Origin of the sequence: Brenneria uluponensis, assembly GCF_032395385.1 — a bacterium.
GTDB classification, from domain to species: Bacteria; Pseudomonadota; Gammaproteobacteria; order Enterobacterales; family Enterobacteriaceae; genus Prodigiosinella; species Prodigiosinella aquatilis.
Map to the genome: position 1 here is coordinate 808,731 of NZ_CP135917.1, position 25,918 is coordinate 834,648.

The 25,918-nt window shown below is 46.2% G+C and carries 25 protein-coding genes and 1 pseudogene; 14 read left to right on the plus strand and 12 right to left on the minus strand.

What is annotated here, in order from left to right:
• Nucleotides 1–5 precede the first annotated feature (5 nt).
• A complete protein-coding gene (locus tag RS889_RS03750) occupies nucleotides 6–1,973 on the plus strand; it encodes a YjhG/YagF family D-xylonate dehydratase (protein WP_315709369.1) in 1,968 nt (655 codons plus the stop codon).
• Nucleotides 1,974–2,291: 318 nt separating this feature from the next.
• A complete protein-coding gene (locus tag RS889_RS03755) occupies nucleotides 2,292–3,638 on the plus strand; it encodes a gluconate:H+ symporter (RefSeq protein WP_021017083.1) in 1,347 nt (448 codons plus the stop codon).
• A gap of 121 nt (nucleotides 3,639–3,759) precedes the next feature.
• On the opposite strand, the gene RS889_RS03760 is transcribed toward RS889_RS03755, so the two are convergent.
• The 5 genes from RS889_RS03760 to RS889_RS03780 all read right to left on the minus strand — a co-directional run bounded on the left by RS889_RS03760 (nucleotide 3,760) and on the right by RS889_RS03780 (nucleotide 8,054).
• The gene (locus RS889_RS03760; protein WP_290180537.1) at nucleotides 3,760–4,527 is read right to left on the minus strand and encodes an IclR family transcriptional regulator; all 768 of its coding nucleotides are present in this window, start codon (nucleotides 4,525–4,527) and stop codon (nucleotides 3,760–3,762) included.
• Between the two features lie 227 nt (nucleotides 4,528–4,754).
• Nucleotides 4,755–5,321 carry an LOG family protein gene (locus RS889_RS03765; RefSeq protein WP_315709372.1) on the minus strand — a complete coding sequence of 189 codons (567 nt, stop codon included), beginning with the start codon at nucleotides 5,319–5,321 and terminating at the stop codon, nucleotides 4,755–4,757.
• A 272-nt stretch (nucleotides 5,322–5,593) separates the two neighbouring features.
• A complete protein-coding gene (locus RS889_RS03770) occupies nucleotides 5,594–6,472 on the minus strand; it encodes a metal ABC transporter substrate-binding protein (protein WP_315709373.1) in 879 nt (292 codons plus the stop codon).
• A gap of 26 nt (nucleotides 6,473–6,498) precedes the next feature.
• Nucleotides 6,499–7,353, minus strand: a complete 855-nt coding sequence (locus RS889_RS03775; protein WP_315709374.1) for a metal ABC transporter permease — start codon at nucleotides 7,351–7,353, stop codon at nucleotides 6,499–6,501.
• Complete coding sequence (locus RS889_RS03780; RefSeq protein WP_315709376.1) at nucleotides 7,350–8,054, minus strand: metal ABC transporter ATP-binding protein; 705 nt, start codon at nucleotides 8,052–8,054, stop codon at nucleotides 7,350–7,352. The genes RS889_RS03775 and RS889_RS03780 overlap by 4 nt, the downstream gene beginning before the upstream one ends.
• Nucleotides 8,055–8,426: 372 nt before the next feature.
• Here RS889_RS03780 and RS889_RS23740 point away from each other — a divergent pair.
• Nucleotides 8,427–8,751 (plus strand): annotated as a pseudogene (locus tag RS889_RS23740) (YjbH domain-containing protein); the annotation flags it as partial.
• Here RS889_RS23740 and RS889_RS03790 read toward each other — a convergent pair.
• Entirely contained in the window at nucleotides 8,744–9,769 is a 1,026-nt protein-coding gene (locus tag RS889_RS03790; RefSeq protein WP_315710871.1) for an IS630 family transposase, read from the minus strand. The pseudogene RS889_RS23740 and the gene RS889_RS03790 overlap by 8 nt on opposite strands.
• Nucleotides 9,770–11,202: 1,433 nt before the next feature.
• Here RS889_RS03790 and RS889_RS03795 point away from each other — a divergent pair.
• The 7 genes from RS889_RS03795 (at nucleotide 11,203) to tnpC (ending at nucleotide 17,967) form a co-directional block, all read left to right on the plus strand.
• Entirely contained in the window at nucleotides 11,203–12,081 is an 879-nt protein-coding gene (locus tag RS889_RS03795; RefSeq protein WP_315709377.1) for a glycosyltransferase, read from the plus strand.
• The gene (locus RS889_RS03800) at nucleotides 12,068–13,288 is read left to right on the plus strand and encodes a hypothetical protein (RefSeq protein WP_290180527.1); all 1,221 of its coding nucleotides are present in this window, start codon (nucleotides 12,068–12,070) and stop codon (nucleotides 13,286–13,288) included. The genes RS889_RS03795 and RS889_RS03800 overlap by 14 nt, the downstream gene beginning before the upstream one ends.
• Nucleotides 13,289–13,291: 3 nt before the next feature.
• Nucleotides 13,292–14,341, plus strand: a complete 1,050-nt coding sequence (locus tag RS889_RS03805) for a glycosyltransferase family protein (RefSeq protein WP_315709378.1) — start codon at nucleotides 13,292–13,294, stop codon at nucleotides 14,339–14,341.
• Nucleotides 14,334–15,461: a glycosyltransferase family 4 protein gene (locus RS889_RS03810; RefSeq protein ID WP_315709379.1), complete on the plus strand. Its 1,128-nt coding sequence runs from the start codon at nucleotides 14,334–14,336 to the stop codon at nucleotides 15,459–15,461. Before RS889_RS03805 ends, RS889_RS03810 begins: the two co-directional genes overlap by 8 nt.
• Before the next feature lie 197 nt (nucleotides 15,462–15,658).
• On the plus strand, nucleotides 15,659–15,967 hold the full coding sequence (gene tnpA, locus RS889_RS03815; RefSeq protein ID WP_290180506.1) for an IS66 family insertion sequence element accessory protein TnpA: 309 nt from the start codon (nucleotides 15,659–15,661) through the stop codon (nucleotides 15,965–15,967).
• Nucleotides 15,967–16,335, plus strand: a complete 369-nt coding sequence (gene tnpB / locus RS889_RS03820; RefSeq protein ID WP_290180505.1) for an IS66 family insertion sequence element accessory protein TnpB — start codon at nucleotides 15,967–15,969, stop codon at nucleotides 16,333–16,335. The genes tnpA and tnpB overlap by 1 nt, the downstream gene beginning before the upstream one ends.
• Nucleotides 16,336–16,380: 45 nt before the next feature.
• Nucleotides 16,381–17,967 (plus strand): IS66 family transposase, encoded by a 1,587-nt coding sequence (gene tnpC / locus RS889_RS03825; protein WP_315707817.1) that lies wholly within the window; start codon nucleotides 16,381–16,383, stop codon nucleotides 17,965–17,967.
• Between the two features lie 31 nt (nucleotides 17,968–17,998).
• On the opposite strand, the gene RS889_RS03830 is transcribed toward tnpC, so the two are convergent.
• From RS889_RS03830 to RS889_RS03855, 6 genes are all read right to left on the minus strand, one after another.
• Complete coding sequence (locus RS889_RS03830) at nucleotides 17,999–18,664, minus strand: amino acid ABC transporter permease (RefSeq protein WP_021017073.1); 666 nt, start codon at nucleotides 18,662–18,664, stop codon at nucleotides 17,999–18,001.
• Nucleotides 18,665–18,675: 11 nt separating this feature from the next.
• Nucleotides 18,676–19,338 carry an amino acid ABC transporter permease gene (locus RS889_RS03835; protein ID WP_315709380.1) on the minus strand — a complete coding sequence of 221 codons (663 nt, stop codon included), beginning with the start codon at nucleotides 19,336–19,338 and terminating at the stop codon, nucleotides 18,676–18,678.
• Between the two features lie 74 nt (nucleotides 19,339–19,412).
• Entirely contained in the window at nucleotides 19,413–20,243 is an 831-nt protein-coding gene (locus tag RS889_RS03840) for a transporter substrate-binding domain-containing protein (RefSeq protein ID WP_315709381.1), read from the minus strand.
• Between the two features lie 28 nt (nucleotides 20,244–20,271).
• Nucleotides 20,272–21,186: an aminotransferase class IV gene (locus RS889_RS03845; RefSeq protein WP_315709382.1), complete on the minus strand. Its 915-nt coding sequence runs from the start codon at nucleotides 21,184–21,186 to the stop codon at nucleotides 20,272–20,274.
• Between the two features lie 20 nt (nucleotides 21,187–21,206).
• The gene (locus tag RS889_RS03850; RefSeq protein ID WP_315709384.1) at nucleotides 21,207–21,995 is read right to left on the minus strand and encodes an amino acid ABC transporter ATP-binding protein; all 789 of its coding nucleotides are present in this window, start codon (nucleotides 21,993–21,995) and stop codon (nucleotides 21,207–21,209) included.
• 25 nt (nucleotides 21,996–22,020) lie between these two features.
• Entirely contained in the window at nucleotides 22,021–22,707 is a 687-nt protein-coding gene (locus tag RS889_RS03855) for a GntR family transcriptional regulator (protein WP_315709386.1), read from the minus strand.
• Between the two features lie 294 nt (nucleotides 22,708–23,001).
• Here RS889_RS03855 and RS889_RS03860 point away from each other — a divergent pair, with 294 nt between their 5' ends.
• From RS889_RS03860 to modC, 4 genes are all read left to right on the plus strand, one after another.
• A complete protein-coding gene (locus RS889_RS03860) occupies nucleotides 23,002–23,133 on the plus strand; it encodes an IS1 family transposase (RefSeq protein ID WP_425475110.1) in 132 nt (43 codons plus the stop codon).
• 125 nt (nucleotides 23,134–23,258) lie between these two features.
• Entirely contained in the window at nucleotides 23,259–23,978 is a 720-nt protein-coding gene (gene modA / locus RS889_RS03865; RefSeq protein WP_315709387.1) for a molybdate ABC transporter substrate-binding protein, read from the plus strand.
• Nucleotides 23,975–24,673, plus strand: a complete 699-nt coding sequence (locus RS889_RS03870) for a molybdate ABC transporter permease subunit (RefSeq protein WP_021017066.1) — start codon at nucleotides 23,975–23,977, stop codon at nucleotides 24,671–24,673. Before modA ends, RS889_RS03870 begins: the two co-directional genes overlap by 4 nt.
• Complete coding sequence (gene modC / locus RS889_RS03875) at nucleotides 24,673–25,776, plus strand: molybdenum ABC transporter ATP-binding protein (RefSeq protein WP_315709389.1); 1,104 nt, start codon at nucleotides 24,673–24,675, stop codon at nucleotides 25,774–25,776. The genes RS889_RS03870 and modC overlap by 1 nt, the downstream gene beginning before the upstream one ends.
• Nucleotides 25,777–25,918: the final 142 nt, after the last annotated feature.

The window sequence follows — 25,918 nt, forward strand, 5'->3', positions numbered from 1 at the left end:
AAGCCATGTCTATTTCGACTATTTTTAATCACGATAATGCACAGATCTACGATATTCATACGCACGCTGCCGGGCCGCAAGGGGCTTTGCCGCTGACGCCGGAAATGCTCATCGACTCGCCAAGCGGCAATATCTTTGGTCTGACACTCAATGCCGGTATGGGGTGGGACCCGAACAAGATGCTGGGCAGCGAAGTGCTGATCCTGGGCACGCAGGGCGGGATCCGTAACACCGACGGTTCACCAGTTGCGTTGGGATACCACACCGGTCACTGGGAAATCGGTATGCAAATGCGTGCCGCCGCCGAAGAAGTGACCCGTCATCACGGTGTACCGTTTGCGGGTTATATCAGCGATCCCTGTGATGGCCGTTCGCAGGGAACCACCGGAATGTTCGATTCTCTGCCGTACCGTAATGATGCGGCGATCGTGTTCCGTCGTCTGATTCGCTCACTGCCCACCCGCAAAGCGGTGATCGGCGTCGCTACCTGCGATAAGGGCTTGCCGGCAATGATGATTGCTCTGGCGTCTATGCACCGGTTGCCGACGATTATTGTACCGGGCGGCGCAACATTGCCACCAACTCATGGGGACGACGCCGGTAAAGTGCAGACAATAGGTGCGCGTTTCTCCCACCATGAATTGACTCTGCAAGAGGCGTCGGAACTCGGCTGTCGTGCTTGTGCGTCACCGGGAGGCGGATGCCAATTTCTTGGCACGGCTGGCACATCGCAGGTCGTGGCGGAAGGATTGGGCATGGCGTTACCCCATTCGGCGCTGGCTCCTTCGGGGCAAGAAGTGTGGCTGGAGATTGCACGTCAGTCTGCGCGTGCGGCACTCATACTGGAACGTAAAGGATTGACGACCCGAGATATCCTGACCGATAAAGCCATCGAAAATGCGATGACTGTCCATGCGGCCTTCGGTGGCTCGACGAATTTACTGTTGCATATTCCGGCCATTGCTCACGCGGCAGGATGCCGTATACCTACAGTGGAGCAGTGGACCGCCGTCAACAGCCGGGTTCCGCGTCTGGTCAGTGTGCTGCCTAATGGCCCGGTCTATCATCCGACGGTGCGGGCGTTTCTTGCCGGTGGCGTACCGGAAGTGATGCTCCATCTGCGCCAACTGGGATTGCTGCATGAAGATGTGCTGACGGTTACCGGTGAAACACTGGGCGCCAATCTGGATTGGTGGGAAAAATCGGAACGACGGGCGATATTCCGCCAGCGTTTGCAGGAGCTGGATGGTATTCATCCTGACGAGGTGATCATGAGTCCGCAGCAGGCGCATGATAAAGGACTGACCTCGACTATTACGTTCCCGGTGGGAAACATCGCACCGGAAGGTGCCGTCATCAAATCCACGGCTATCGATGCCTCAGTCGTGGGGGTGGATGGTGTCTACCGCCATACCGGCAAAGCCAATGTCTTTACTTCTGAAGCACAGGCGATCAAGGCGATCAAACAGGATAACGTCCATGCTGGCGATATTATGGTGATCATGGGCGGTGGGCCATCCGGCACCGGTATGGAAGAGACTTATCAGGTGACTTCCGCGCTGAAGCATCTACCTTATGGTAAACATGTTTCGCTGATTACCGACGCCCGTTTTTCTGGTGTTTCCACCGGCGCCTGTATTGGTCATGTCGGGCCTGAAGCGTTGGTCGGTGGCCCGATTGGAAAACTACGTGATGGTGATCTGATTGAAATTATTATTGATCGTGATCGGCTGGTGGGGTCGGTTAATTTTATCGGCAGTGAACAACAACCGCTAACGCCGGAAGAGGGTGCGGCTGTGCTGGCCCAGCGCCATTCTCATCCTGATTTGATGCCTCATCCTGAATTGCCCGATGATACCCGCTTATGGTCGGCACTACAGGCCGTCAGCGGCGGGACCTGGAAAGGGTGCATTTATGATACCGATGAAATTATCCGTGTGTTACAGGCGGGGATGGCTGTGTTGAATAAATAATTCCATCACAGATAAAAATAAATCAGTCTGACTGAAGATCAATATGGCGCGATAACGACCTTCTCTCTTTAGAGATAATAGGCGGTTATCCGTCATAGCCCATTACGCTGTTTTTTTATCTTTGTTTTATTGCTTTTATCTCTAATGATTTTAAAGATGAAAAAAAGATGTGCCAATTCGACTGCAATTTTAAAGATGAATAATGCATCCATTACATGATCAATTAATTATGGAGGGGAATACTGCTTATCACCAGGGAAATATAAATAACGATGATAAATCTTACCTTTAATACTATAAAAATCTGGAGTTAATAATATGCCACTGCTTATTGTTTGCATCGGTATCGTTGTTCTGCTTATTTTAATTATGAAGTTAAAATTAAATACTTTTGTTTCATTGCTTATTGTGGCCTTTGGGGTTGCACTGGCTCTGGGGATCCCTTTTAACGGTGTCATTAAATCAATCGAAACCGGGTTGGGGGGAACTCTGGGCCATATTGCACTTATTTTCGGCGTCGGGGCCATGTTGGGAAAACTGATTGCTGACGCAGGGGGCGCGCACCGTATTGCGGTAACCTTGATCCATAAATTTGGTGAACGTCATATTCAGTGGGCCGTGGTTATTTCCTCCTTTATTGTCGGCATCGCGCTATTTTTCGAAGTCGGCCTGGTACTGTTGATTCCCATATTATTTACCATTTCCCGGCAACTGAATGTTTCTATTCTTCATTTGGGAATACCTATGGCGGCGGCGCTATTAGTGACTCACGGCTTTCTGCCGCCGCATCCCGGCCCGACCATGATTGCCGGTGAATATGGCGCGGATATTGGTACGGTGCTGCTTTACGGTATTCTTGTCGGCGCCCCGGTTGTCGTGTTGGCCGGCCCGGTATTCAACCGAGTGGCGAAAGTCATTGTGCCAGAAGGCTTCAAGAAAACCGGAAATATTGATTCACTGGGAACACTCAAAAATTTCCAGTTGGAGGATACGCCGGGATTTAAGATCAGTATTTTTACCGCCATGTTGCCGGTAATATTAATGTCGATAGCGACCATCGTTTCCATGATTCAACAGGAAACCGGGTTGGTGGATAATTCTGCGCTGGCATTAATTAAACTGCTGGGGAATGCTTCTGTCGCGATGGTGATTTCGTTGCTGTTCGCCATCTATTCCATGGGCTTGTCCCGGGGAATAGCGATGAAAGATCTGATGGCGTCGTGCGGTGTGGCGGCGGCTAATATCGGTATCATGCTGTTGATTATTGGCGGCGGTGGCGCGTTTAAGCAGGTACTGATTGATGGCGGTGTCGGGAAATATGTGGCTGAGCTATTTTCCGGCTCTTCGGCGTCCCCGATTCTGCTTGCCTGGAGTGTTGCGGCGATTCTGCGTATTTCTCTGGGATCTGCCACCGTGGCGGCTATCTCCACCGCCGGGCTGGTCATTCCGACCCTGGCGCAGAGTCATGCCAATCTGGCGCTGGTCACGTTGGCTACCGGGGCAGGCAGTGCGATAGCCTCTCACGTTAACGATGCGGGCTTTTGGATGATAAAAGAGTATTTCGGTCTGACTATGAAGGAGACGTTCGCTACCTGGACACTGCTGTCGACCATTGTTTCGGTTGCCGGACTGGCTCTGATTTTGCTGCTTGATATGGTGGTCTGATTAAATGCCTGCCTAATCGATGGCTTGTCTGACTAACGACTCTGGTGCGTTATCCACCAGAGTCACTGCTAGTAGCGGGTGATAAGCTCAAGAGACGCCGAATGAGGCGAAACAACCGGGTTCAACCGTTAGCGTCATTGTAGCCGAGGTGCTGTGAAAGCGCTTTGGCCGCTGCTTTCAGCAACACAATATAGTCGTTGATTTCTGCATCGGTCACACGATTGGTCAGCGTGGACATACTGATGGCGGCGATAATCTGACGTGAATGATTCCATATCGGTACTGAAATACATCTAACGCCTTGTTCATTCTCCTGATTATCCAGCGCATAACCATTCTGGCGGACAAGTTCCAGCTCTTTCAGATAAGCATCACGATCAATAATGGTATTGGGTGTCTGGCGGGTAAAAACATAATCTTTCAGCAGAGCATTAATGTCTTGTTCGGAATTAAACGCCAACAATGCTTTACCTATTGCCGTGGCGTGAATAGGCAGGCGTCGGCCAATACGGGAAAACGTAATTACTGCTAATTTGCCTTCTACCTTATCGATATAAACACCTTCTTTACCATCAAGGATGGCAAGGTGTGTGGTCTGGCCGGTTTGTGAGGATAAATCCAATAAGTAGCTGCGCGCTTTTTCACGAATATCAATGGAGTTAATCAGCAAATTGCCACGTTCGACCAACTTCATTCCCAACCGATATTTGCCATTTTCGCTGTTCTGATCGATATAACCCATCATTTGCATCGTTTTCAGCAAGGAGTGCAACGTGCTCTTGTGTAAGCCCATTTTGGTGCTGATATCTGTAATCTTGAGTTCAATATCGTATTCATTAAAAAGATCCAGAATACGTAAAGCGCGCTCTACCGATTGAATGATTGGCATAGAAGAACCAACTACTTATAGAATAAGGAAAATTATCGAAATGGTACTACTTCGGCAGGGGTAAATCAATTTGCCGGTGCGCTGATGGCCGGCAGGAACATGATGGTTCTACCTGCCAGCCGGATGTAACCACGCATCAGTCTGGGAATGGCGTGATACCCGTCATCTTTCGCGTCGCAGCGGCGTTGGCTGTGTTCGCTTGTCGCCTTTTGGGTATATTGATCCGCTTATTTCTGCCATTTAGCCTGTGGTGGCATATAGGTCATTGCTTTTTCCAGAATATCCTGTGGATCCTCTGAAATAATAAGCATATCGAGATAGTCTTTTTTCATAAAACCGTCACCGACCACTTTTTGCAGGAAATCGATAAACGCGGTGAAATAACCATTGACGTTATATAAAATGCAGGGCTTATTATGAATGCCTAACTGAGACCAGGTCCACTGTTCAATAATCTCATCCAAGGTTCCGGCGCCACCCGGTAATGCAATGAAAGCATCCGCTAATTCGGCCATTTTTGATTTACGCTGATGCATATCATCAGTAACGATAAGTTTAGTGAGCTGGGTGTGCGCAATTTCCTTATCTACCAGATGTTTTGGCATGACACCGGTAATAATCCCATTGTTTTTTATCGTTGTATCGGCCACCAAGCCCATTAATCCTACTTTCCCGCCGCCATAGACGATATTGCACTCTTTCCCGACTAAATAATTAATTAAGTGCTCTGTTTTTTGATGATAAATAGCATTATTACCGATGGATGAACCACAAAATACGCCGAAGTTCAACATTCTTTCCCCTTTATATAGGCCAGAAATAAATATACTCGTCATACTTCAAGTTGCATGTGTGCTGGCCGCGCTTAATTACGCTGTCCCTGGGTATCGCCCTTTTGGGGCCGCTGCAAGCCACCTTCCTGCAACCTGAATCATTTGTAGTATATAAATATTGTACGGAATAAATAACCTTATTTTAGCTTGGCTGATCGAAGGGCGGTATGCAGATTAAAAGCCTATTGGATTACCCCACCCGGATTTTCCAGGCAGGGCAAGGTGGCGGGGCGTTATTTCATGCTGGCGGCAATGGTGTCCACATTGTGTTTAAACGCGGCGGTATAGGTGGGTGCCGGTCCATTGCTATCGGTCAGGGCTTCCGGGAACAATTCGCCACCCGGCTTCGCACCACTGGCATTGGCAATCTGTTTCACCAGCCGCGGATCGGTCTGATTTTCAATAAAGTAACTTTTCACGTGCTCTTGCTTAATTTGAGTAATCAGCTTGGCGACTGTCTGGCTACTGGCTTCCGACTCGGTGGAATAACCAATTGGCGCCAGGAACGTCACACCATAAGCGGCGGAAAAATAGCCGAAAGCATCGTGGCTGGTCAGTACCTTGCGTTTTTCTTTAGGAATGCTGGCGAAGGTTTTCTTGGCATAATCATCTAGTTTTTGTAATTGCTGAACATAACTTTCCCCGTGTTGGCGATAATAATCCGCGTTTTGCGGATCAGCCTTCACTAGTGCATCAATGATATTGTGAGCATAGACAATCCCATTGCCCATGCTGTTCCAGGCGTGTGGATCCGTCACGGTTTTGCCATCTTCATCCATTTTCAGACGATGGATGCCAGTGGATGCGGTAACAATCGGGCCTTTATAGCCGGAAGCTTTGATCAGGCGATTCATCCATCCTTCCAGACCCAGTCCGCTGACGAAGACGACGTTGGCGCTGGCCAGCGTTTTGCTGTCTTTGGGGGTGGGTTCAAATTCATGCGGATCACCATTCGGCTGCACTAAATCGGTAACGGTGACGTGCTCGCCGCCAATCTGGCTGACCATATCGCCCAATACAGAAAAACTCGCCACAACATCCAGATTTTTTGCCATCGCCAATGGGCTGAGCAGTAAACCGGATAGCGCTATAACCAGAGCAGAACGTTTCATTTTTTCCCTCTCATGAGTGGTGATAATTAATAGCGGGTACGTAACATGCCGCCATTGGAACCAAAAAATACCGAAATACAAAAGAATAAGGTGGCGGTGAGTATCACTGCTGGTCCGGCAGGTAAATTGGCATAGTAAGACCAGAACAGGCCGATCACACTGGCGATACTGCCCAGTGTAACGGCCAGCGCCAGCATCGTGGCCAGCCGTTGCGTCCAGAAACGGGCACAGGCGGCAGGCAACATCATCATGCCGACCGCCATCAGGGTGCCGAGCAGTTGGAATCCGGCGACCAGGTTGAGTACCACCAGCGATAAGAACAGCGCGTGGATCACGGCGCGAGTGTGGATAGAGGAAATTCGCAGGAATGTAACATCGAAGGATTCTATCACCAGCGCCCGATAAATGATGGTCAGTACCAGCACTGAACATGTGGTAATGCCGCCGATGACCAACAAGGCCTGCTGGTCAATCGCCAGAATGGAGCCAAACAGCACATGGAGTAGATCGACGCTTGAACCGCGTAAGGAAACCAGCGTCACACCCAGCGCCAGTGAACCAAGATAAAATCCGGCGAAGCTGGCATCTTCCTTCAATTCGGTATGGCGACTGACCAGCCCAGACATCATGGCAACCGCCAGCCCGGCAATAAACCCGCCAATCCCCATCGCTACCAGAGACATACCGGAAATGAGATACCCGATAGCCACACCGGGCAGTACCGCATGGGACAGAGCATCACCCACCAGGCTCATGCGACGTAACAACAAAAAGCAACCCAATGGAGCGGCACTGAAAGTTAATGCCACACAACCAACCAACGCCCGGCGCATAAAACCGAAGTCGTTGAACGGCTCGGTTAGCAGATGGAATAACGTCATTGCACCACCCTTAATGATGGCACGCCCGGTAGCGGGGAAGAGGGAGCGCTCAGCAATTCATGGCAATCTCCCCAGCGAGGGTCTTCCGCATTTAGCATCAACACGCGGGGAAAGTGGTTTTCCACCAGATCCAGATCGTGCAATACCGCCAGAATCGTACGGCCTTCTTTGTGTAATTGTTGAATAACCCGCAGTAGTGCTGTGGTGGTTTGGGTATCGATCCCGGTGAACGGTTCGTCCAGCAGAATAAGCGGCGATTGCATCACCAGCAGGCGAGCAAACAGAATGCGTTGTAGCTGACCGCCGGATAACGTGCCGATGCGATGATGGGAAAAGGGTAACATGCCAACGGCGTCGAGAGCCTGTGTGGCCTGCTGCCGCCAGTGTTTGGAAATGCGGCCAAACATACCGCAGTGCGGTATGCAGCCCATCAGCACTAAGTCACTGACACTAATGGGAAACTGGCGATCAAACTCCGACAGCTGCGGTAAATAACTAATGTGCTTTCTGGCTTCCGGGGCCAGACAAAAATGCCCGGCCAGTGGCGGTAGCAAGCCGGTCAGTGTCTTCAGCAGCGTAGATTTTCCGCAACCATTGGCACCGACGATAGCGGTCAGCGAACCGCGGTCAAAACAGCCGTTGAGCGTTCCCAAAGCGGGCAGACCGCGATAGCCAAATGAAAGTGAATGTAATGCGATCATGCCAATGACACCGCCCACCAGATTAAGCACCACAAGACGACCAGCAACGGGCAGACGATGCCTAGCCGGCTGAGTGTGGAAAAGGAATACAAGCTGCTCATGCGATCCCCTTGAATTTAATGTTATAATATAACATATCATATTTGTAACGCAATGGCATGCCTTCAGGATATTGGTGTTGGGTTTTTATGCTGATGTTTAAACGTATAACCGCAACCCTGTTGCTAGCGAGTTGTGCCGCCGGTGCTGCGACATTGACAATCAGGCTCCTCGTTCCATTCAACTGGCGATGGTACTCGTTTGGAGCAGTTTTACACACAGCAGGCGCTACCCGGGAATGTAAACTGGCAAACGGCTTTGATTACTCAGGTTTCCATCGGTTTCCGTGATATCGCGGGTAACGGGCTGTTTGACAGTGAATATGTGGTGGGCAGTAAGCGCTTCGGGGCTTTTGATTTCACTATGGGCATCGGCTGGGGAAACATGGCCCAGAGCGAAATATCTCCAATCCGTTCTGTTCAGTGTCCAACCGTTTTTGTTCTCGGGACGATAGTTTCAGCTCATTGCCTCGTGTACGCACCTGGATACGTGAATATGTCACTTCATCAGATGTGTTGTTGACCAATCTACAGTTGAACCGCCGTGACCAGTTGGCTCAAGGGGATATAGCCAGATATACCCAATAAACCTCAAGATGCAGATTTCAGTACCTGAAAACGGTCATTAATTCGGGACGTCAGAGAACCCGCCATGTCCGGTAGCGTATCGCTGAAAAATTCAGATATTGCATCCCTGAACTCCCTGCTACTGCTGAAGTAGCGATTATTCCGGGCATGTTCGTTCATTAATTTCCACATTCGTTCTATCGGATTCAGGTTCGGACTGTACGGCGGGAGATAATGAAGTTTTATATTTACCACCTCCGCCCACTCTTTCACTAACTGTGAACGGTGATAACCTGCACCATCCAGAATAACATGAACTTTCTGGCCATAATCAGGATAAACCTTACGTATCTCATTGAAAAAACGAGATACATTGTATTCATTAATCGTTTTATATTCGCAGATTAGCGGGTGTTCCGGGGCCTTCAGATTCAGCGCCCCCATGATGTTCAGCCGTGTACGACTTCCCGTTGTTTTTACCGCTTTTCTCTGGCCTTTGCGTATCCAGCCATAACTGATTTTAGTGGCCTGAGTAGGATGGACAGCATCAATAAAAAGAACCGGTTCATCACCCGCAGTTGCTTTCAGTTCCTCATAATATTCAATGAATTGTTTTTGTTTCTCTTCACTAAATTTATGGGGAACACCTGACGGTTTTTTGTAGGTAAAGCCGTTACGGTGCAGCCACTTATTCATTCCCGGAACGCTGAAAACGATGTTCCATGTCCGGGCGACAAACGCGACAATATCACGGGTCTGATGAAATACGTTATCAGATAACTGGCTGATTAAAGAGGCTGTTTTTTCAGCACTGAGTTTACTGTCTGAACCGCCATTCTCTGGTTTCAGTTTCCCTTTATTCAGAAACTCGCTGATATGATGGTCAACGGTGGTCTGATGCAGCCGCAAAGCCTGAGCGATCATGGCCGAACTCCAGCCTTCGGAAGCCAGAAGAATGGCTTTAATACGATCGCAAACACGTTTATCACGACTGGAATCGTGAAGGCGCTCAAGTTCAGCTTTTTGTTGGTCAGTGATGAATATTTTCATGGTGAACAGCATGATCTTCTGTTGCCTGAAAATCAAGCATCTTCAATGATCAGGGGTATATATGGTGGCTATCTGGAGATGATGTATGCCGGCGTTGGTGGTGAAGTATACCGTGACCAGATCCGTGGCGAGTAACCCTGAACCTTTATGCCATTTTGCATGGACATATAGCGCTATTAATATTTTTTAGCATGGTTATTTATTGGTTGCGGCCATCTTCATGAATTGCAAAATATTAGTATTGTGAATATGGATGATACTAAAACATAAGATAATGATAATATGTTGATATTAAATTATTTTTTATCTGTTTAAGGTTTAATTATCGGTAATGCACGGAATCATGGAGAGATGCTTTACGAGCCATTTTTAAATTAAAGTTTCATTAAATTCAGTGTTCATTTATCGTCAGTTTTTATTAAATGAGATAGTGGTTTATTTTTTGATCCGTTATTTCGGTGGTTTGCGTTGTAGTTTTTTCTCATTCGTAAGTAACCTATACGATGTATAAGCGCCTTTTAAATGTAGATGTTTATTGATTAATGAATGCTATCGTTAATACAATAGCCGCTAGTCTGACAGAAACGGTTCCATATACAGGGAGTATCGCAATACATCAATGCCCGTAGTGAGTGACATTGCAAGAGATAGGTTATTTTTCAGATTCTTTTTAATGTTTCTTTCATATGTGTCATTTTTACGCATTTATTTTTGCTTAGAGGGTGTTATTTTTCTTGGTACTGACTGATATCTGGCATTGTTTTTCATCATTAAATTAAATAACATGATGATATTAAATTATTTTTACAGGAATGGACCATTTCGTAATGGACAGTGAATTGGTAGCTGAAAGCCAAGGGCGGTAGCGTGGCTGGGCTACCTACAAAGGTAGGTCGTGATAGTGATAATCGCTATTCTTTGAGTGTTTGCCTGCGTGTTTGTGATGCTTTTTGTCGTGCGTAAAGTTGCAAAGAAAATAGGGTTAGTTGACAAACCGAATAGTCGGGAAAAGCCTCAAGGACACGTCCCCCGGGAGGAAGGAATCTCGATCTCTACCTATCGCTATGGGTGATTTTCGTTTTTCATGCTAACTCACCCCTTTCCTTTGACATCTACATGCCATGTGGCAGCGGATTGCTGATAATCGGTATCCTTGATGATCGCTTCGATCTCCCAGTCCTTTCTCATGTTGGATTGCAATCGTTGATAGCAGTAGCATTGATGCTGTATGCCATCTGATGGTGCTATTTTTGATGAAAAACAGGTGAAGTAAACACGAAGTATAGTGATTAGTGACGTAATGAGCACTCTATTTGGTTATACTAATGCTGTATTATGTCTCAATGTATTCAATGATAAAATGCTTACTAATATTATATTTTTTATGGAACGTTATTGTTTTTATTTTTATATGCGACTGAGAAAATAAAATAATGAAGATAGGAATTGTTGTTGTATGGTATAAGCCTACACTAGAACAAATCAATAATATGAAGAATATTGTAGGCAACAACCAATTTAAAATATGTATTGTTGATAATACACCAGATGTGGATAATGTTTTTTATTTTAATGAGTTGTTAGCGAACGGAAATAATTATTATATATATAATGGAAACAAAGGCGGTATTGCTGGAGGATTTAATCGTGGGGCGGAAAAGTTATTTGAAGATAGCGATGTAGATTATTTCTTCACTATGGATCAGGATTCCTCTCTAATTTCTGACTTTTTCCTGGGAATGTATTCATTCTGTAAAGAGAAAAAATCAGAGATATCCTGCCCTAATTTTTATGATAGAAATGCTAAGGTCTATGGCAGTTTTGTTTTATTGACTCCCTATTTTTATAAAATATCTACAGATGGCACTACGAACTTCTGTATCTCCTCTGGGATGTGTATTTCTCGTCGTGCATGGGAGCTGGTAGGTCCATTTGATGAGTCATTAATAATAGATCATGTTGATACAGCATTTGCTCTAAAGGCATTAGTATTTGGGTTTATTATAAAGGTTAATTATGATGAATGTCTTAACCATGCCATTGGGGAAAGAGAGGTTCATAAGTTATTTGGCATTACAGTTAAACCTAATCATCATAATTACATAAGAAAATATTACATAGTGAGAAATGGTTTTTATTTGTCTTTTAAGTATTTTAAAGAGACTAAAGGCTATTTTAATTTAAATGTATTAAGGGTAATGCATGAGTTTGTTTCTGTTATTTTCTATGAAAAAGATAAAATAAGAAAAATTAAATATATGCTTAAAGGTTTGCTCGATGCTGTAAGGGGGAAACTAGGTGATATTAAATAAAATTCCATTCCTCATCTTAAGTATAAGTAGTTTACTCGCATCTCTTTTTTTGCAATTTTATTTCGCTAATCTTTTTTCTAGCCAATTGATTAACTTATTTTATATGGGAGTAACTGTATGTGGTGTTGTGATATCTATGTCTACAAGTGGAATAAGCAGCTACTTGATTTCTGAGTTTTCTTCGATAAAGGATAATAAGTTAGATATAAAAAATGCAGCAACATCATTTCTTATTTTTTTTTCTATCCTGGGTATATTAGTTTTCTTGTTTATTTATATCGTTGGGTGCTATGTTTTAAATATTAATGAGTGGGCAGTGCTGTTTTTTTCTTTTGCATTTTTTATTTACTTCCTATCACTGGCTATCGGTATAGTCTTTCAATCTTACGCATATTGTCATTCCAGAACTAAAGGCGTTTTGTCTTATGAAGTGTTGAACTTTTTTTCATTTCTTATTGTTATTTGTATTTTTTATACCATGAAGTCTAATGAGATGTTATTTTATTTCATTTTTTGTATCAGAAGTCTAATTCAAATAGCAATTTACCTAGTTCTCATTAGACATGATTTGTCAGCGAGTAAGTTTTCTTTTAAAAATTTTTTATATTTCGTTAAAAGTGTCAGAGTGATTATTGGCGGTAGTGCATACTATAAATCAGAGCCTGTCATAGATAGGTTTTTTATTATTAGTAATAATACAGGAATTGCTGTATATCATCTGGTTTCTCAAATATATACTGCCGCTCTTGGTGTATGGTTTAAAGTGTATGTGTCGCCTCTAATTAAAGAACTTACTATCAATAATAACAATAAAAAAATATTCAATGAGATTTATTTCCATGGATTGAAAAAACAGATTTATTTTGCATTGCTCTGTGGTTTTTTAGTCTTCTTTACACCGATGATCGATTACATTTCAAGAATAAAAATATTTAAAATTCTGTCTGATGGTAACGATATAATTACAATCCTATTTTTCTTCTTTGTGTCCGGGCTATTAGGGCAAGTGATATCGAATGTTTTTTACTGTGTGAATAAACATTCTATCCCAGTTGTTGTATCTTGTATAACTTTCACAATATTTTTACCTCTTAAGTATGTCGTTACACATAAATGGGGAGTAGAGGGATTATGTGTTTTGGTAGCCTTATATCATTTTGTCAATGTTACTATTCTATTTTTGATAAGTTTAAGGTTTAGACACTGAAATATGAAGAAAATATTAGCTATTACTTCAGGAAAAAACACACCGTCGAGTAGATTTAGAATAAGACAGCATATTGACGGGCTTAATAAGAAAGGATTCTATGTTACTGAGTCATGTCCACCTATAGATAAAAATAAATCTGTTCCTTTTTTAGGAAAGTATAATCCTAGATTCTATCTTCCAATATATTTTGTATGGCAGATAATTAAAATTTTACAACGTATTCCGATTATTTTCAGAAGAAAAAAATACGACTATGTATGGCTGAATAGGGAACTACTCACTGGGTATTACACCCTGGAAGGGTTTTTGGGAGAAAAGGTTATATTGGATGTCGATGATGCAATATGGAAAAATCCACCTTTTGGCTCTTTTGCTGCAAAAAAAATAGCCCAACGATCGTATGCTATAATTTGTGGGAATGATTATCTTGCCGAGTGGTTTAGGCAATATAATAGTAATGTATATGTTATACCTACATCTGTGAATGTTGATAAATACAAACCAAGAGCTGTAGAATATAAATCTGATATTATTACTTTAGGTTGGATTGGTACCCATGGAAACCTGAAATATGTCAAATTAATTAGCTCTGTGTTGGAAAATATCTTATCTAAATATTCATTTGTGAAAATTAAAATTGTATGTGATAAGAAATTTGATTTTATTAATAATAATGAGTCTGTTGAGTACGTAGAGTGGTCTGAGATTGATGAAATAAAAAATTTCCAATCAATTGATATCGGATTAATGCCCCTTGATGAGGATGAATGGACGAAAGGAAAGTGTAGTTTCAAATTGTTACAGCATTTATCTTGTGGGAGTATGGTAGTCGGAAGTCCTGTTGGAATGAATAAGAATATTCTTCTGGGTAATGTCAATGGTGCTTATCCTGCAACATCAAATGATGAATGGTTTGATATACTATCGTGTCTTATAGATAACTATGAAGAATATCGAGATATTTATAGGTATAAAACTCGTGACTTTATTCTGGATAATTATGCGTCAGAGAAAATTTTAAGCGAATTGATACGGGTGTTCAATGACTAACGTAATTATGGTATTACCTCGCTATTTCCCTATATTAGGCGGTGCGGAGGTTCAGTGCAGTAGATTAATAAAGGCATTTTCTGCTGACCCGAATGTTAACATTGTTGAAGTTGTTACAAGGCGACTAACTCCTTTGTTGAAAAAAAATGAAACAATTGATGGAGTAAGAATAAGACGGCTGCCTCCATTTGGCACTGGCGTACTTGCTGAGTACTTTTTTTGCATTATTTTATTTTTTTATTTACTCTATAAATCAAGAAAATATGATGTGATTCATTGCCATGCAACGTCTATTTTTGGGCTTGTTGTTTCTATCGTTGGCCTTCTTCTGAAGAAAAAAGTAATAGTTAAAGTATCAACAAACGGCGAAGTCAGTGCAATGAATAGTAGTAAAATAAAGAGCCTGATTGTATCAATATGCTCAAAAAGAACTATTTATGTTGCATTAAATAATGAAGGATATCAGGAAACAATAAAATTCCTTCCTGAAAAAAATGTTGTACTGATCCCTAATGGCATAGAACCTTATCGTTTTGATAATAACGACTGTGCGCAGCATTTTAGAAAAAAATTAGAAGATGAGTATGGTAATGATCTCTGTGTATGTCTATTTATTGGTAGATTTGTGATTCGAAAAGGTATTGTTGATATCTTGAGTGTTGCGGAGCGATTGGAGTCAAAAAGTAATTTTGTTTTTGTCTTTATTGGCGATTCTTCATTGCAACGAGACGCTGAAAGTTTTGAGAAATTTTCAAATTTGAAAAATGTACAGTTTTTAGGCCGAAAAGATAATGTATTTCCATATTTAGTGGCTGCTGATTTTTTTATATCTCCTTCATATAATGAAGGACTTCCGAATACGGTTCTTGAAGCTTTGTCTTGTGGGGTACATTGTATTTTATCTGATATATCGCCACATGAAGAGCTTAGCGTTGAACATCCTGAATATATCTCTCTATTTAAAAAAGGAGAGGTAAGTGATTTGGAAAATGTCTTAGTGAATAATTATAATGTGTTAACTCAAAAGAGCTCATTTGATGATAAAAAACCGGGTGTTTTGAACGAAAAGTACTTAATGAACAATGTGGCTGAAAGTTATTCTAATTTATATAGAAGCTAAGATCTAAAAATCAGCCATGTCTGCGGCAGCAGTAAAATCTTTACGCTGCTCATCATTCTTTTTAAACATCTGAAAGCCAGTTATCGTTGGGCTAAGGCCACACACGATTAATCGTAAGCGCCCTTAAATCGGCATCTTTTTTTCAGTGATTAACTGCGCCACACTGCCGCTGTCTACCATAAATGCAGGGCGCAATCATGACATCTCAACAGCGGGCCGACTATTGGCGCGAACAGATCACCACCTGGCAAGCATCCGGTCTTTCTGGCCAGGTTTTCTGCCAGCAACAGCAGCTGACATACCACCAGTTTGTTTACTGGCGGCAAAAATATTGTACCGATAACCCGACTCAAGCGCGGGCCCCAGGGTTTGCCAAAGTCACCGCCGACATCACCCACGTCGACACCCCAACCGAGCTGACACTCTCATTGCCCAATGGCCTGGTGATCACCGGTCTTAATGACCGCAATGTCTCCCTGCTGGGCGCTATTCTCAGGCAACTCTGATGCGTAACCGTGACTTACGCCCGGCGCTGGCGATGCCACAGATTTTTCTTTATCGCGCACCCATCGATTTCCGCAAGCAGGTCAACGGGCTGGCGGCGCTGATAGAACAGGAATTGGGACACGATCCTTTTACCGGGGCGCTGTATGCTTTTACTAACCGCCAGCGCAATAAAATCAAATGTCTGATGTGGGAAGACAATGGTTTTGTCCTTTATTACAAGGCGCTGGCAGAGGAGAAGTTCAAATGGCCCAGTCTGGCCGATGACCTGTTACCCCTGACCGGGGAGCAGATTAACTGGCTGCTTGATGGTTACGATATCAGTCTACTCAATGGGCATAAAAAACTGCATTATGATGGCGTTAATTAGTCGAAACAGGAAGCATCAGGTGGCTGTTTTTGTTATAATTTAACCATGAAAACGCCCACTTTCCCGCCAGCCGAAAACCCAGACAACCGCAGTTTATCTGCGGTTGAATTGCTGGCGCAGGTCGAGGAACTTCAGCAACAGCTTCAACATCGCGAATGTTATATCGCCCTACTCGAAGAACTGCTCCGCCTCAAAAAAGCCCAACAGTTTGCCGCCAGCAGTGAGCGGCATACTGACCAGATTGCCTTGTTCGATGAAGCCGAACTGGACGTGGCAATGGAGTCCTTGTTGGCTCAACTGCCGGATGACGTATCGCCGCCCCCACCGCCGTCTGGCACCCAAAAACGCCAACGCGGTTTCTCCGCCAACCTGCTGCGTGAACGTGTGGAGTTGTGCCTGTCCGACGAAGAAAAAGCCGGCGCCCGCGCCACCTTCTTCAGCAAGGTTAAAGAAGAGCTGGCGTTTATTCCCGCCCAATTAAAAGTCATCGAATACTGGCAGGAAAAAGCGGTGTTTGACCGCGATGGCGAGGAGTTTATTGTGGCTGCCCGCCGCCCGGTCCATCCGCTGGGCAAATGTTTTGCCACCACCGCCTTGCTGGCGTATATCATCGTCGCCAAATATGCCGATGGGCTGCCGCTGTACCGCCTGGAAAACATGCTTGCCCGCAGTGGCCACCCGGTAGGCCGCACCAATATGGCCCACTGGATCATCCGGTTAGCCAAGGTATTTGCCCCGCTGCTGGCCAGGTTGCGTGACGTGCAAAACAGTGGCCGTTACCTGCAAATGGATGAGTCCCGCATCCAGGTGCTGAAAGAAGAAGGCAAAACCGCCCAATCGGACAAATGGATGTGGGTGATACGCGGTGGCCCCCCCGATAAACCCTCAGTGCTGTTCGAGTATGACCCGAGCCGCGCGGGTAGTGTTCCCGTGCGCCTGTTGGCGGGATTCACCGGTATTTTGCAAACCGATGGTTATGCCGGTTATGACGCGGTGTGCCGTGAAAACAATCTCGTGCGTATCGGCTGCTGGGATCATGCCCGGCGCAAATATATTGAAGCGGGCAAAGCGGTCCCCAAGGGCGCAAAATCTGCCAAAGGCAAACCCACTAAAGCGGATGTGGCGCTGGGCTACATCGGTAAACTGTATGGCATTGAACGGAGCCTGCAGGGGCGCAGTGAAGCGGACAAATACCTGGCCCGTCAGCAATATAGCCTGCCGTTGCTCAAGGCATTCAAACTATGGCTGGAGCAGAATGTCGGCAAGATAATGAAGGGATCGCTGACCCGTCAGGCCATGGACTACACGCTCAACCACTGGGCAGAATTGATAGGCTATTGCGATCATGGGCAGGTGAACATCAGCAATGCGTTGGCGGAAAATGCCATCCGCCCGTTTGCGGTCGGTCGCAAGGCATGGCTATTTGCCGACAGTTCGCAGGGCGCCAGCGCCAGTGCCGGGTGTTATTCCTTGATCGAAACGGCGAAGGCCAATCAGTTAGAGCCGACGGCGTATATCCAGTATGTGCTGGATCACATCGGCGAGGCGGATACGCAAGAAAAACTCGACGCGTTATTGCCCTGGAATGTGGACCTGGTCCCCTTTTTAAAAAATGTGTCGCAGTATGGATAGGGGGAGTACGTCGATTTAACGGCGCTTACGATTAATCAAACCTGGCGTATTTCTTCTCAAGCCTGGAAGACAGCCAGCTTCCTGGATAAATCACCAGGAAATAGATCACTGCTACGCAGGTAAATATTTCGAACGGCTTGTAGAATGCGGCGCTTAGCAGGCGTCCTTGGTACATAATCTCATGGACCGCAATGACCGAACAAAGCGAAGTCATTTTTGCTAGTTCTATCCCTCGGTTAGTGAATGCCGGAAGCATCCGCTTGAATACCTGAGGAAAGATAATACGTTTCAAGATTTGACTACGGCGCATCCCCACAGCCTTGGCACCTTCCCATTGGCCACGGCTAATGGAATGAATTCCACTTCGGTATATCTCCGTACAGTAAGCGGATGTATTCAGGGTAAGACCCAGGACCGCAGCCTCAAAAGCGGTCATTTGATAGCCTGTGAGTACTGGCAATGCGTAATAAAACCAAATCAACTGGATGAGAACCGGCGTATTGCGAAACACCTCGACATAGGCAATGGCGGAGATGTTCAGCAGTTTGTTAGATGACGTCCTGGCGAGCCCAAGCAACCCGCCTACGGCCATACCAATAGGGAAGGCTACCAACCATAACTGAATTGTCATGTACACTCCCTTGAGGAGTACGGGTAAGCTCTCTAGTGTAACCGCCATATCCCATGAAAAGTGCATCGGTTATCTCCTCAGTACCGAACCAGGCGGTGCTCCGCAATTCTAAATAGCGTGCTCAGCATCAACAGTGAAACGAAGTAAATAAGTGCAACAGTGGTGTAAACCTCAAGAGGTCTGAAAGTCATACTGTTGACTCGCATAGCTTGGTACAGGATATCGGAGTAGGCCAGTGTGGATGCAAGAGAGGTTGTTTTCGTCAATTCGAACGTTCGCTCGATAAAAGGCCCGGCCATTCTCCGCGCTGCCTGGGGTACGATCACCCGGAACATGGTGCGAAAATGCGACATTCCTATAGCTTTCGCCCCTTCCCATTGCCCCTTCTCGACTGATTTGATTCCTCCTCGAAAGACTTCTGCATAAAAGGCGCCTGATTGGGTAGCCAAAGCGATAGTCGCTGCCCAGTAAGGCGAAAGATTTATTCCGGCTACCATTGGTAGCGCATAAAAAAACCAGAAGAAATGTACAAGTGGCGGCGTATTCCGATAAAACTCGACGAAAACCGTAGCCGGTGCGTTTAAGTATTTTTTATGTGAAAGACGCATCACTGCAACAATGCACCCAACGACAATTCCGATTCCCACTGAGAGCGCGGCTAACTGTGCGGTGCCTATGATGCCGGTCAAGAACATCTCTCGATGTTGCCAAACCGAACCGAAGTTCCATTGGTAATTCATGCGACACCTATAAACACGAGAGTTACAGTCAGCAGTACTGAGCCCACATAAGCGGCTCCAGCACTATGTTTTAATTACTTTTTAATGCTGGGAATCTTATTGGGATCCAAGCCCTTCGAGGCCATGTAGTCACTGAATACCTTCTGGACGAAACCTTCGTTATTCAGCTTTTGGAATTCGGCGTTTATGTAGTGAACCCATACCTGATCACCTTCTTTGCGTACGCCAGCGCTGGTCGGCATTTCGACTACTGGTTCAGGGATTACCAGATTACCGGTACGGATATGTGATTGAGCAATCGCCAATGCGGGATGGTAGAAAGCAAACACATCAATTCGGTTCGCCATGAATGCTGCTACGGTTTCATCGGTATTGGAGAATCGCTCAATGTTCGCGTTAGGCAGGCGCTTAGTTAAATCCCGGTCGGTTGCGGTGCCTAATACAACACCAATACGTACCCCGGGCTTATTGAGATCTTCCCATTTGCCTGCTTTCACACCCGTGCGAGCAAGGACGCCTTGCTTGTACCAGAGCAGCGGCTGCTGGGGGAAATCCAGCGCTTTCTTGCGCTCTTCAGTGGCGTCTAGCACCAACATGATATCGATCTGATTTGCCTGAAGCGCCGCGGCGGCATTTCCGTATGTAGTCTCGACAGGCATTAGCTTCACACCAAGGTCTTTCGCTATTCTCTCGCCGATTTTGTACCCTACGCCTGTCCAGTTACCGCTGATCGGATCTTTGTAGTACCAGGGATCGCCTGAAGCCACGCCAATCCTCAGTACGTTGGCGCTTTTGACGTTTTCCAACGTATTATCAGCCGCTGACGCAATGAGCGGCATGGCGGCTACGCAACACATGAGAAACACTCGCGCAGATTTTTGAAAAACGTTACCAATATGATTCATCGTGTTCCCATCCTAGATAAGCGATTAATTAGTTGTTGATGTAGCTCTCGTAAAGCTCACTCAGCTTGGCCGTCATCGGGCCAGGTTTACCTGCACCAATCCCTTTCCCATCGACCATTGTCACAGGTGTAATTCCTCCAAGAGTGCCGGTCAGAAAAGCCTCATCGGCAGTATAAATTTCAGCGAGGGTGTAATCGCCGACGAATAGCTTGATGCCATTTTCTTCAGCGAGGCGCTTAATGGTCTTATGAGTGATTCCGTTGAAATTGTATTTACCTGTGGATGTCCACAGCTCATCACCGCGCACGATAAAGAAATTGGTAGAGTTACAGCTGGCAACGAAACCATGTGGGTCAAGCATCAGTGCTTCATCAGCACCCGCATTGATAGCTTGAATTAATGCTTGAATGAGATTCAGACGACTATGTGAATTCAGTCGTAAATCGAATACATCAGGTGCACTGCATCGGAATGTTGACGTGTAGAGTTTGATACCCGTCTTCTTCGATTTATCGATGACTTTGTATTCTGCGACAATGACAATGGTCGCCTGGCCTAACGCGAAACGAGGGTCTTGATTTGGCGTGTGTTTCTTGCCACGGCTGATCATTAAGCGAACGTGAGCGCCATCAGTCATGTTGTTGACTTCTAACGTCTTCAAAATAAGACCTTTGAGTTCTTCCTTTGTGACGCCAATATCTAACTCGATGGATTTGGCGCCGTCGAAGATACGGTTGATATGCAAATCAAACGATACGATTTTTCCCTTAACCAGCCTCACACCTTCCCAGACGCCATCACCCAGTACAAAACCGCTATCGAAAACTGAAACTGTCGCTTGGTTTTTAGGAACAAACTCACCGTTGATATAAACCAAGACATCATCATTGCGTGGGTCCGGCAAGTACGCCTGGGAACTGGTAGTAGAACGAGTGGTGCTCATATTGGATCCTTGAATCTGACTCAGAAATGGAAAGCGGTGAAGCGCTTGATAAATTCTTGGGTTTTCTCTTTCTGGGGGGACTTCAAAACCTCTTGAGGAGTGCCTGCCTCATGAAATTCTCCATCAGCGAAAAAGATAACCCTGTTAGCAAAATGATAGGCAAAACCCAGTTCATGCGTTACCAGGAGCATTGTTCGTCCCTCATCCGCCAACCCATTAATGACGTTCAGCACTTCACCCACCAATTCAGGATCAAGGGACGAAGTCGGTTCATCAAAGAGTAAAATCTCAGGTTCCATTGCCAAAGCCCGTGCAATTGCAACCCGTTGTTGCTGACCACCTGAAAGCCGGGTCGGATATGCATCGTTTTTTGAATTCAAGCCCACATTGCCAAGCTCTCGGAGCGCGATTTCGCGCGCCTCGGCTTTGCTTTTTTTCTTCACCTGTATAAGTCCTTCCATGACATTTTCTAACACCGTCATATGGGGAAACAGGTTGAATTGTTGGAACACCATCCCGACTTTTTTGCGTACCTCGCAGAGATCGCGCTCAGGATAGGACATGAATACTTCTCCATCGCTGCCGCGACCGGTCTCTTTTCCAATAACCTTCCCATCAAGCTTGATCATGCCAGTAGTGGGCGTTTCCATGAAGTTCAGACAGCGCAGCATGGTGCTTTTACCTGATCCGCTCCCTCCGATGATGGCAATCCTGTCGCCTTTTTTAACGTCGAGATCTACGCCTTTTAAGACATGCAAATCGCCAAATTTTTTGTGAAGACAAGAAATGCTCATCAATGTTTCAGACATGATCTTTACCTGTTTAATTCGCTTGCTAAGGTTGATTCACGCTATCTGTGTGGGCTTCCAAAGAGGTAACTACTTTTTCTAATCCTCTCTGGACGTGTTCGGAAATCTCGGAACGCATCAGCTCAAAATCATCACCGCAAGCCAACGCTACATACTCTTCATGAGCATCCAGTTTGGCCCCGGCGCGACCGTGACTCTCTTGATGCATGGACCAATAGAGCTGAAGCTGTCCCGACAAACCGCGCCATACGTTAAGCAGCAGAGCATTGCCGCAACGTTCAAAGACCGCTCCGTGCAGGCTCAACTCAGCTTTTATCGCTTTGGCTTTATCGCCCGAGCGGATGCAGGTTTTCAACGCTTCGTTGCGCCGCAACAAGTCATCACAAAACATCTGCGTGCGCTTATGCCAAATGGTTTCGAATGCAAACGTTTCCAGCACTCTCCGCATACCGTACAAATCCCGCAAGCTTTGTTCGCTAAGGGTTTGTATGTAATAGCCACCAAAAGGCTCATTGATAATCAACCCTTCTTCTACCAATGCCGAGATAGCTTCACGCAGAGGTGCCCGGCTGATACCGAAATCTTTTGCAATTTGCGATTCGACAAGCTTGACCCCAGGTTTTAGAAAGCCGCTCAGAATTGCTTCGCGCAAACGCTCGCCGACTTCGCTTCGCTTGGTGGGACGTTGTGCAATTGGAGAAATCATACTCATAGCTTGAATCCTTTTGTCGTCGACTGGCGTCTGTCGACAATTTAATCAAAGCACTTCTCGTGCCATTTTTATCTAGGCTTGATATTCACAAGCTCATGTTCAGCCTTGATAGCGGATAATATTCTGGAAAATATGGTTTTTTTAAATAAAAGCTATTGAGCTTGAATAGCGTTGAACGCTTCTTCTTCGCGCAAGAAAACCCCTCTACCCAAATCATTTGCACTACTTTGACGCTCCATGCGCCTGTTTAAAGCAGCATTATTTCCTCATCTGTTTCGATAGGTGGTGACACTGGTGGTATCACCATTTGGCTCAAGGGAGTCGTGTATTGAATGTCACCATCTGAACCTGGGACAGCATCTGGCAAGGCTAAAAAGGAAGTGTCGGTCTTTATCAACGTCTATGGAAATGCATGACAACGTATAGATATCACCGGAATATAGGTTAATATATAACGCTCAATGTTGGCATGACGGTTGTGTATTCTGACATGACTGTTGCGACTGTTCGAAAGATTGGACGGATCAACCCGATCTTTTCTGGAACCTATCATGAAAAAAATATTTTTTGTCTTTCTTCTGTGCTGGATGAGCACACTACATGCCGAACCTTTTTTGTTGGCAGCGGGAGCGGGTTACAAGCGACCGGTAACCGACTTGACCCGGGCTTATGAAGCATCTACGGGGAATCGGATCGACGTGTTCTTCGGAAATATGGCCCAGGTTTCTGCCCAGATAAAGCAGAGCGGTAAGGTCGCCATGATTCTGGCCGATCAGGACTTTCTGCAGAAATTCCGGGGTATCGACATAGCGAAAACGATTGCGCTGGGTGATGGAAAGTTGGTGCTGGCTTACGCCAAAGGTAAAACCCTGAAGCAGGCTCAGGAGCTGAGTGATCCGGCCTGGCGTCGAATCGCAATGCCAGAGCCTGCTAATGCTACTTACGGCAAGGCCGCTCAGGCGTTTTTGGTCAAGAGTGGGCTCGAACGTCAGATTCGAGACAAATTAATGAAGGTCTCGACAGTGCCTCAGGTTTCGGCTTATCTGATTAGCGGAGATGTTGATGCCGGTTTTATCAATCTCACCGATGCGCTGGGTATTCGTGAACAAATTGGTGGTTATATTGAGATTGACCCAGCAAGTTATAGTCGGATCCACATTACAGCTGCAATCCTAAACGGTTGGGAGGGTAACGCAGGAGTGCAAGCTTTTGCGACCTATCTGCAATCACCCTCTGCGCACGCGATTTTGGCCATGCATGGTTTGCAATGAGTTTTCTGCAAACGTTTTGGGATACCTTGTTGCTGCCTGACGTACAATTTTCACTCGGTCTGACCTTGCGGGTTTTGGCGATAACGCTGGTTTTGCATCTGTTTGCCGGGCTGGGCTTGGGTTATTTGCTCAGCCGTCGATCCTGGCCCGGACAGGGATTGCTTGATGTGGTGGTGACTTTGCCGTTGGTCTTTCCGCCGATTGCCACGGGGTTCGCACTGCTTTTGCTGCTTGGGCGACATGGTTGGGTTGGACAATGGCTGGAGAGTATGGGGCAAAACGTCGTTTTTGCTCTGCCGGGAGTGGTGATCGCCTCATTTCTGGCTGGGCTGCCGCTGGTGGTCAAGCCGGTCGAGGTGGCCATGCGGGAATTGAGTACCCGGCATGGAGAAGTGGCGAGGACGCTGGGCAAGGGCGAGATTGAAATCTTTCTACTGGTGCTGCTACCCAATTTGCGAATACCCCTTGCCACCGGGCTGATTCTTGGCCTGGGACGCGCTTTGGGTGAGGTCGGTGTCACGCTTATGCTGGGTGGCAATATCGTCGGCAAAACCAATACGTTGTCGCTCGAAATCTACAACGCCGTCTTCAGTGGGGACTTTAGCCGTGCCAGCGTACTGTCGAGTTTGTTGGGTGTGGTGTCTTTACTGGTTTTTATGGTACTTCGGAAACTGTCTTTCAGTAGGAGTCTGTGATGCTGCCGGACAGCGGTTCTTTTGACATTCCGGTAATTTCGGTTCGCGTGTGTGTTATTCGACCCGGCTTTACACTTGATGTTGACTTGCAGTTACCTGGGCATGGAATTACCGCATTTTTTGGGCCTTCAGGTTCGGGCAAGACGACACTTTTGCGTTGTCTGGCTGGGCTGGAACGGGCCAGTGTGGCCGAGATTACGGTCAATGGTGTGTGTTGGCAGGATGAGTTTCACTTTATGCCGACGCGTGAGCGGGCGCTGGGTTATGTTTTCCAGGAAGCGAGTCTCTTGCCGCATTGGTCGGTGCGCGGCAATCTGGCTTTCGCCCAGTCACGGGCGTTTCCCTCTGATACACGCCGACAGGCACTAGAAGAAATGGCTGAGCGTTTTGGCATTGACCATCTATTGGAACGGGATCCGTCCACACTCTCCGGCGGGGAGCGTCAGCGCGTCGCTATTGCTCGTGCTCTGCTCGCTCAGCCTCGAGTGTTGCTGATGGATGAGCCACTGGCTGCGCTGGATCAGCAGCGCAAGAACGAAATTCTTCCTTATCTCGAGCGATTGCATCGGGAACTCAGTATCCCCGTGATCTATGTTAGCCATTCACTCGACGAAGTACTGCGACTCGCCGATCACCTGGTATTGCTTAGTGAAGGTCGAGTGCAGGCAAGTGGAGCATTACAGGCGACATTGGCGAATCTGGCGTGGTCGAGTCGGCCGGATATGCCGGTGCAAACTGTGATAGAAGGGCGCATCGTGGCGCACGAGTCCGCAGACGGATTGAGTCGTATCGGTTTTGCTGGTGGCGAGTTGTGGGTGATGCAGCGGGATCTGCCGATTGGGCAGACGGTGCGTTGTGGTATCAATGCGAATGATGTGAGCCTGTGCTGTGAACTCCCGGGTGCAAGCAGTATTCTTAATCGCTTGAAAGTACAGGTCGTCGATATGACGGAGAGTCACCATCCCGCTCAAATGCTTGTTCGGCTCAAGGTTGGCGAGACGCCCTTGCTGGCGAATATCACCCGGCGGTCATGTCGCTTGCTGGAATTATGTCCCGGGCAGTTTGTCTGGGCGCAGATTAAAACAGTGGCAGTGTTGGATTGACAATAACGTGGTGCCAGCAGGCGATATTCGCCTCGGTAGCCGTACTGGCTGCGGTGGTTGATGTATTACAGTGCGGTTTTCTGGTGCAAAAAATTCGACAGTCTAATAACCGAGCTGAAAGTTTTATGCTGATGCTCAACGT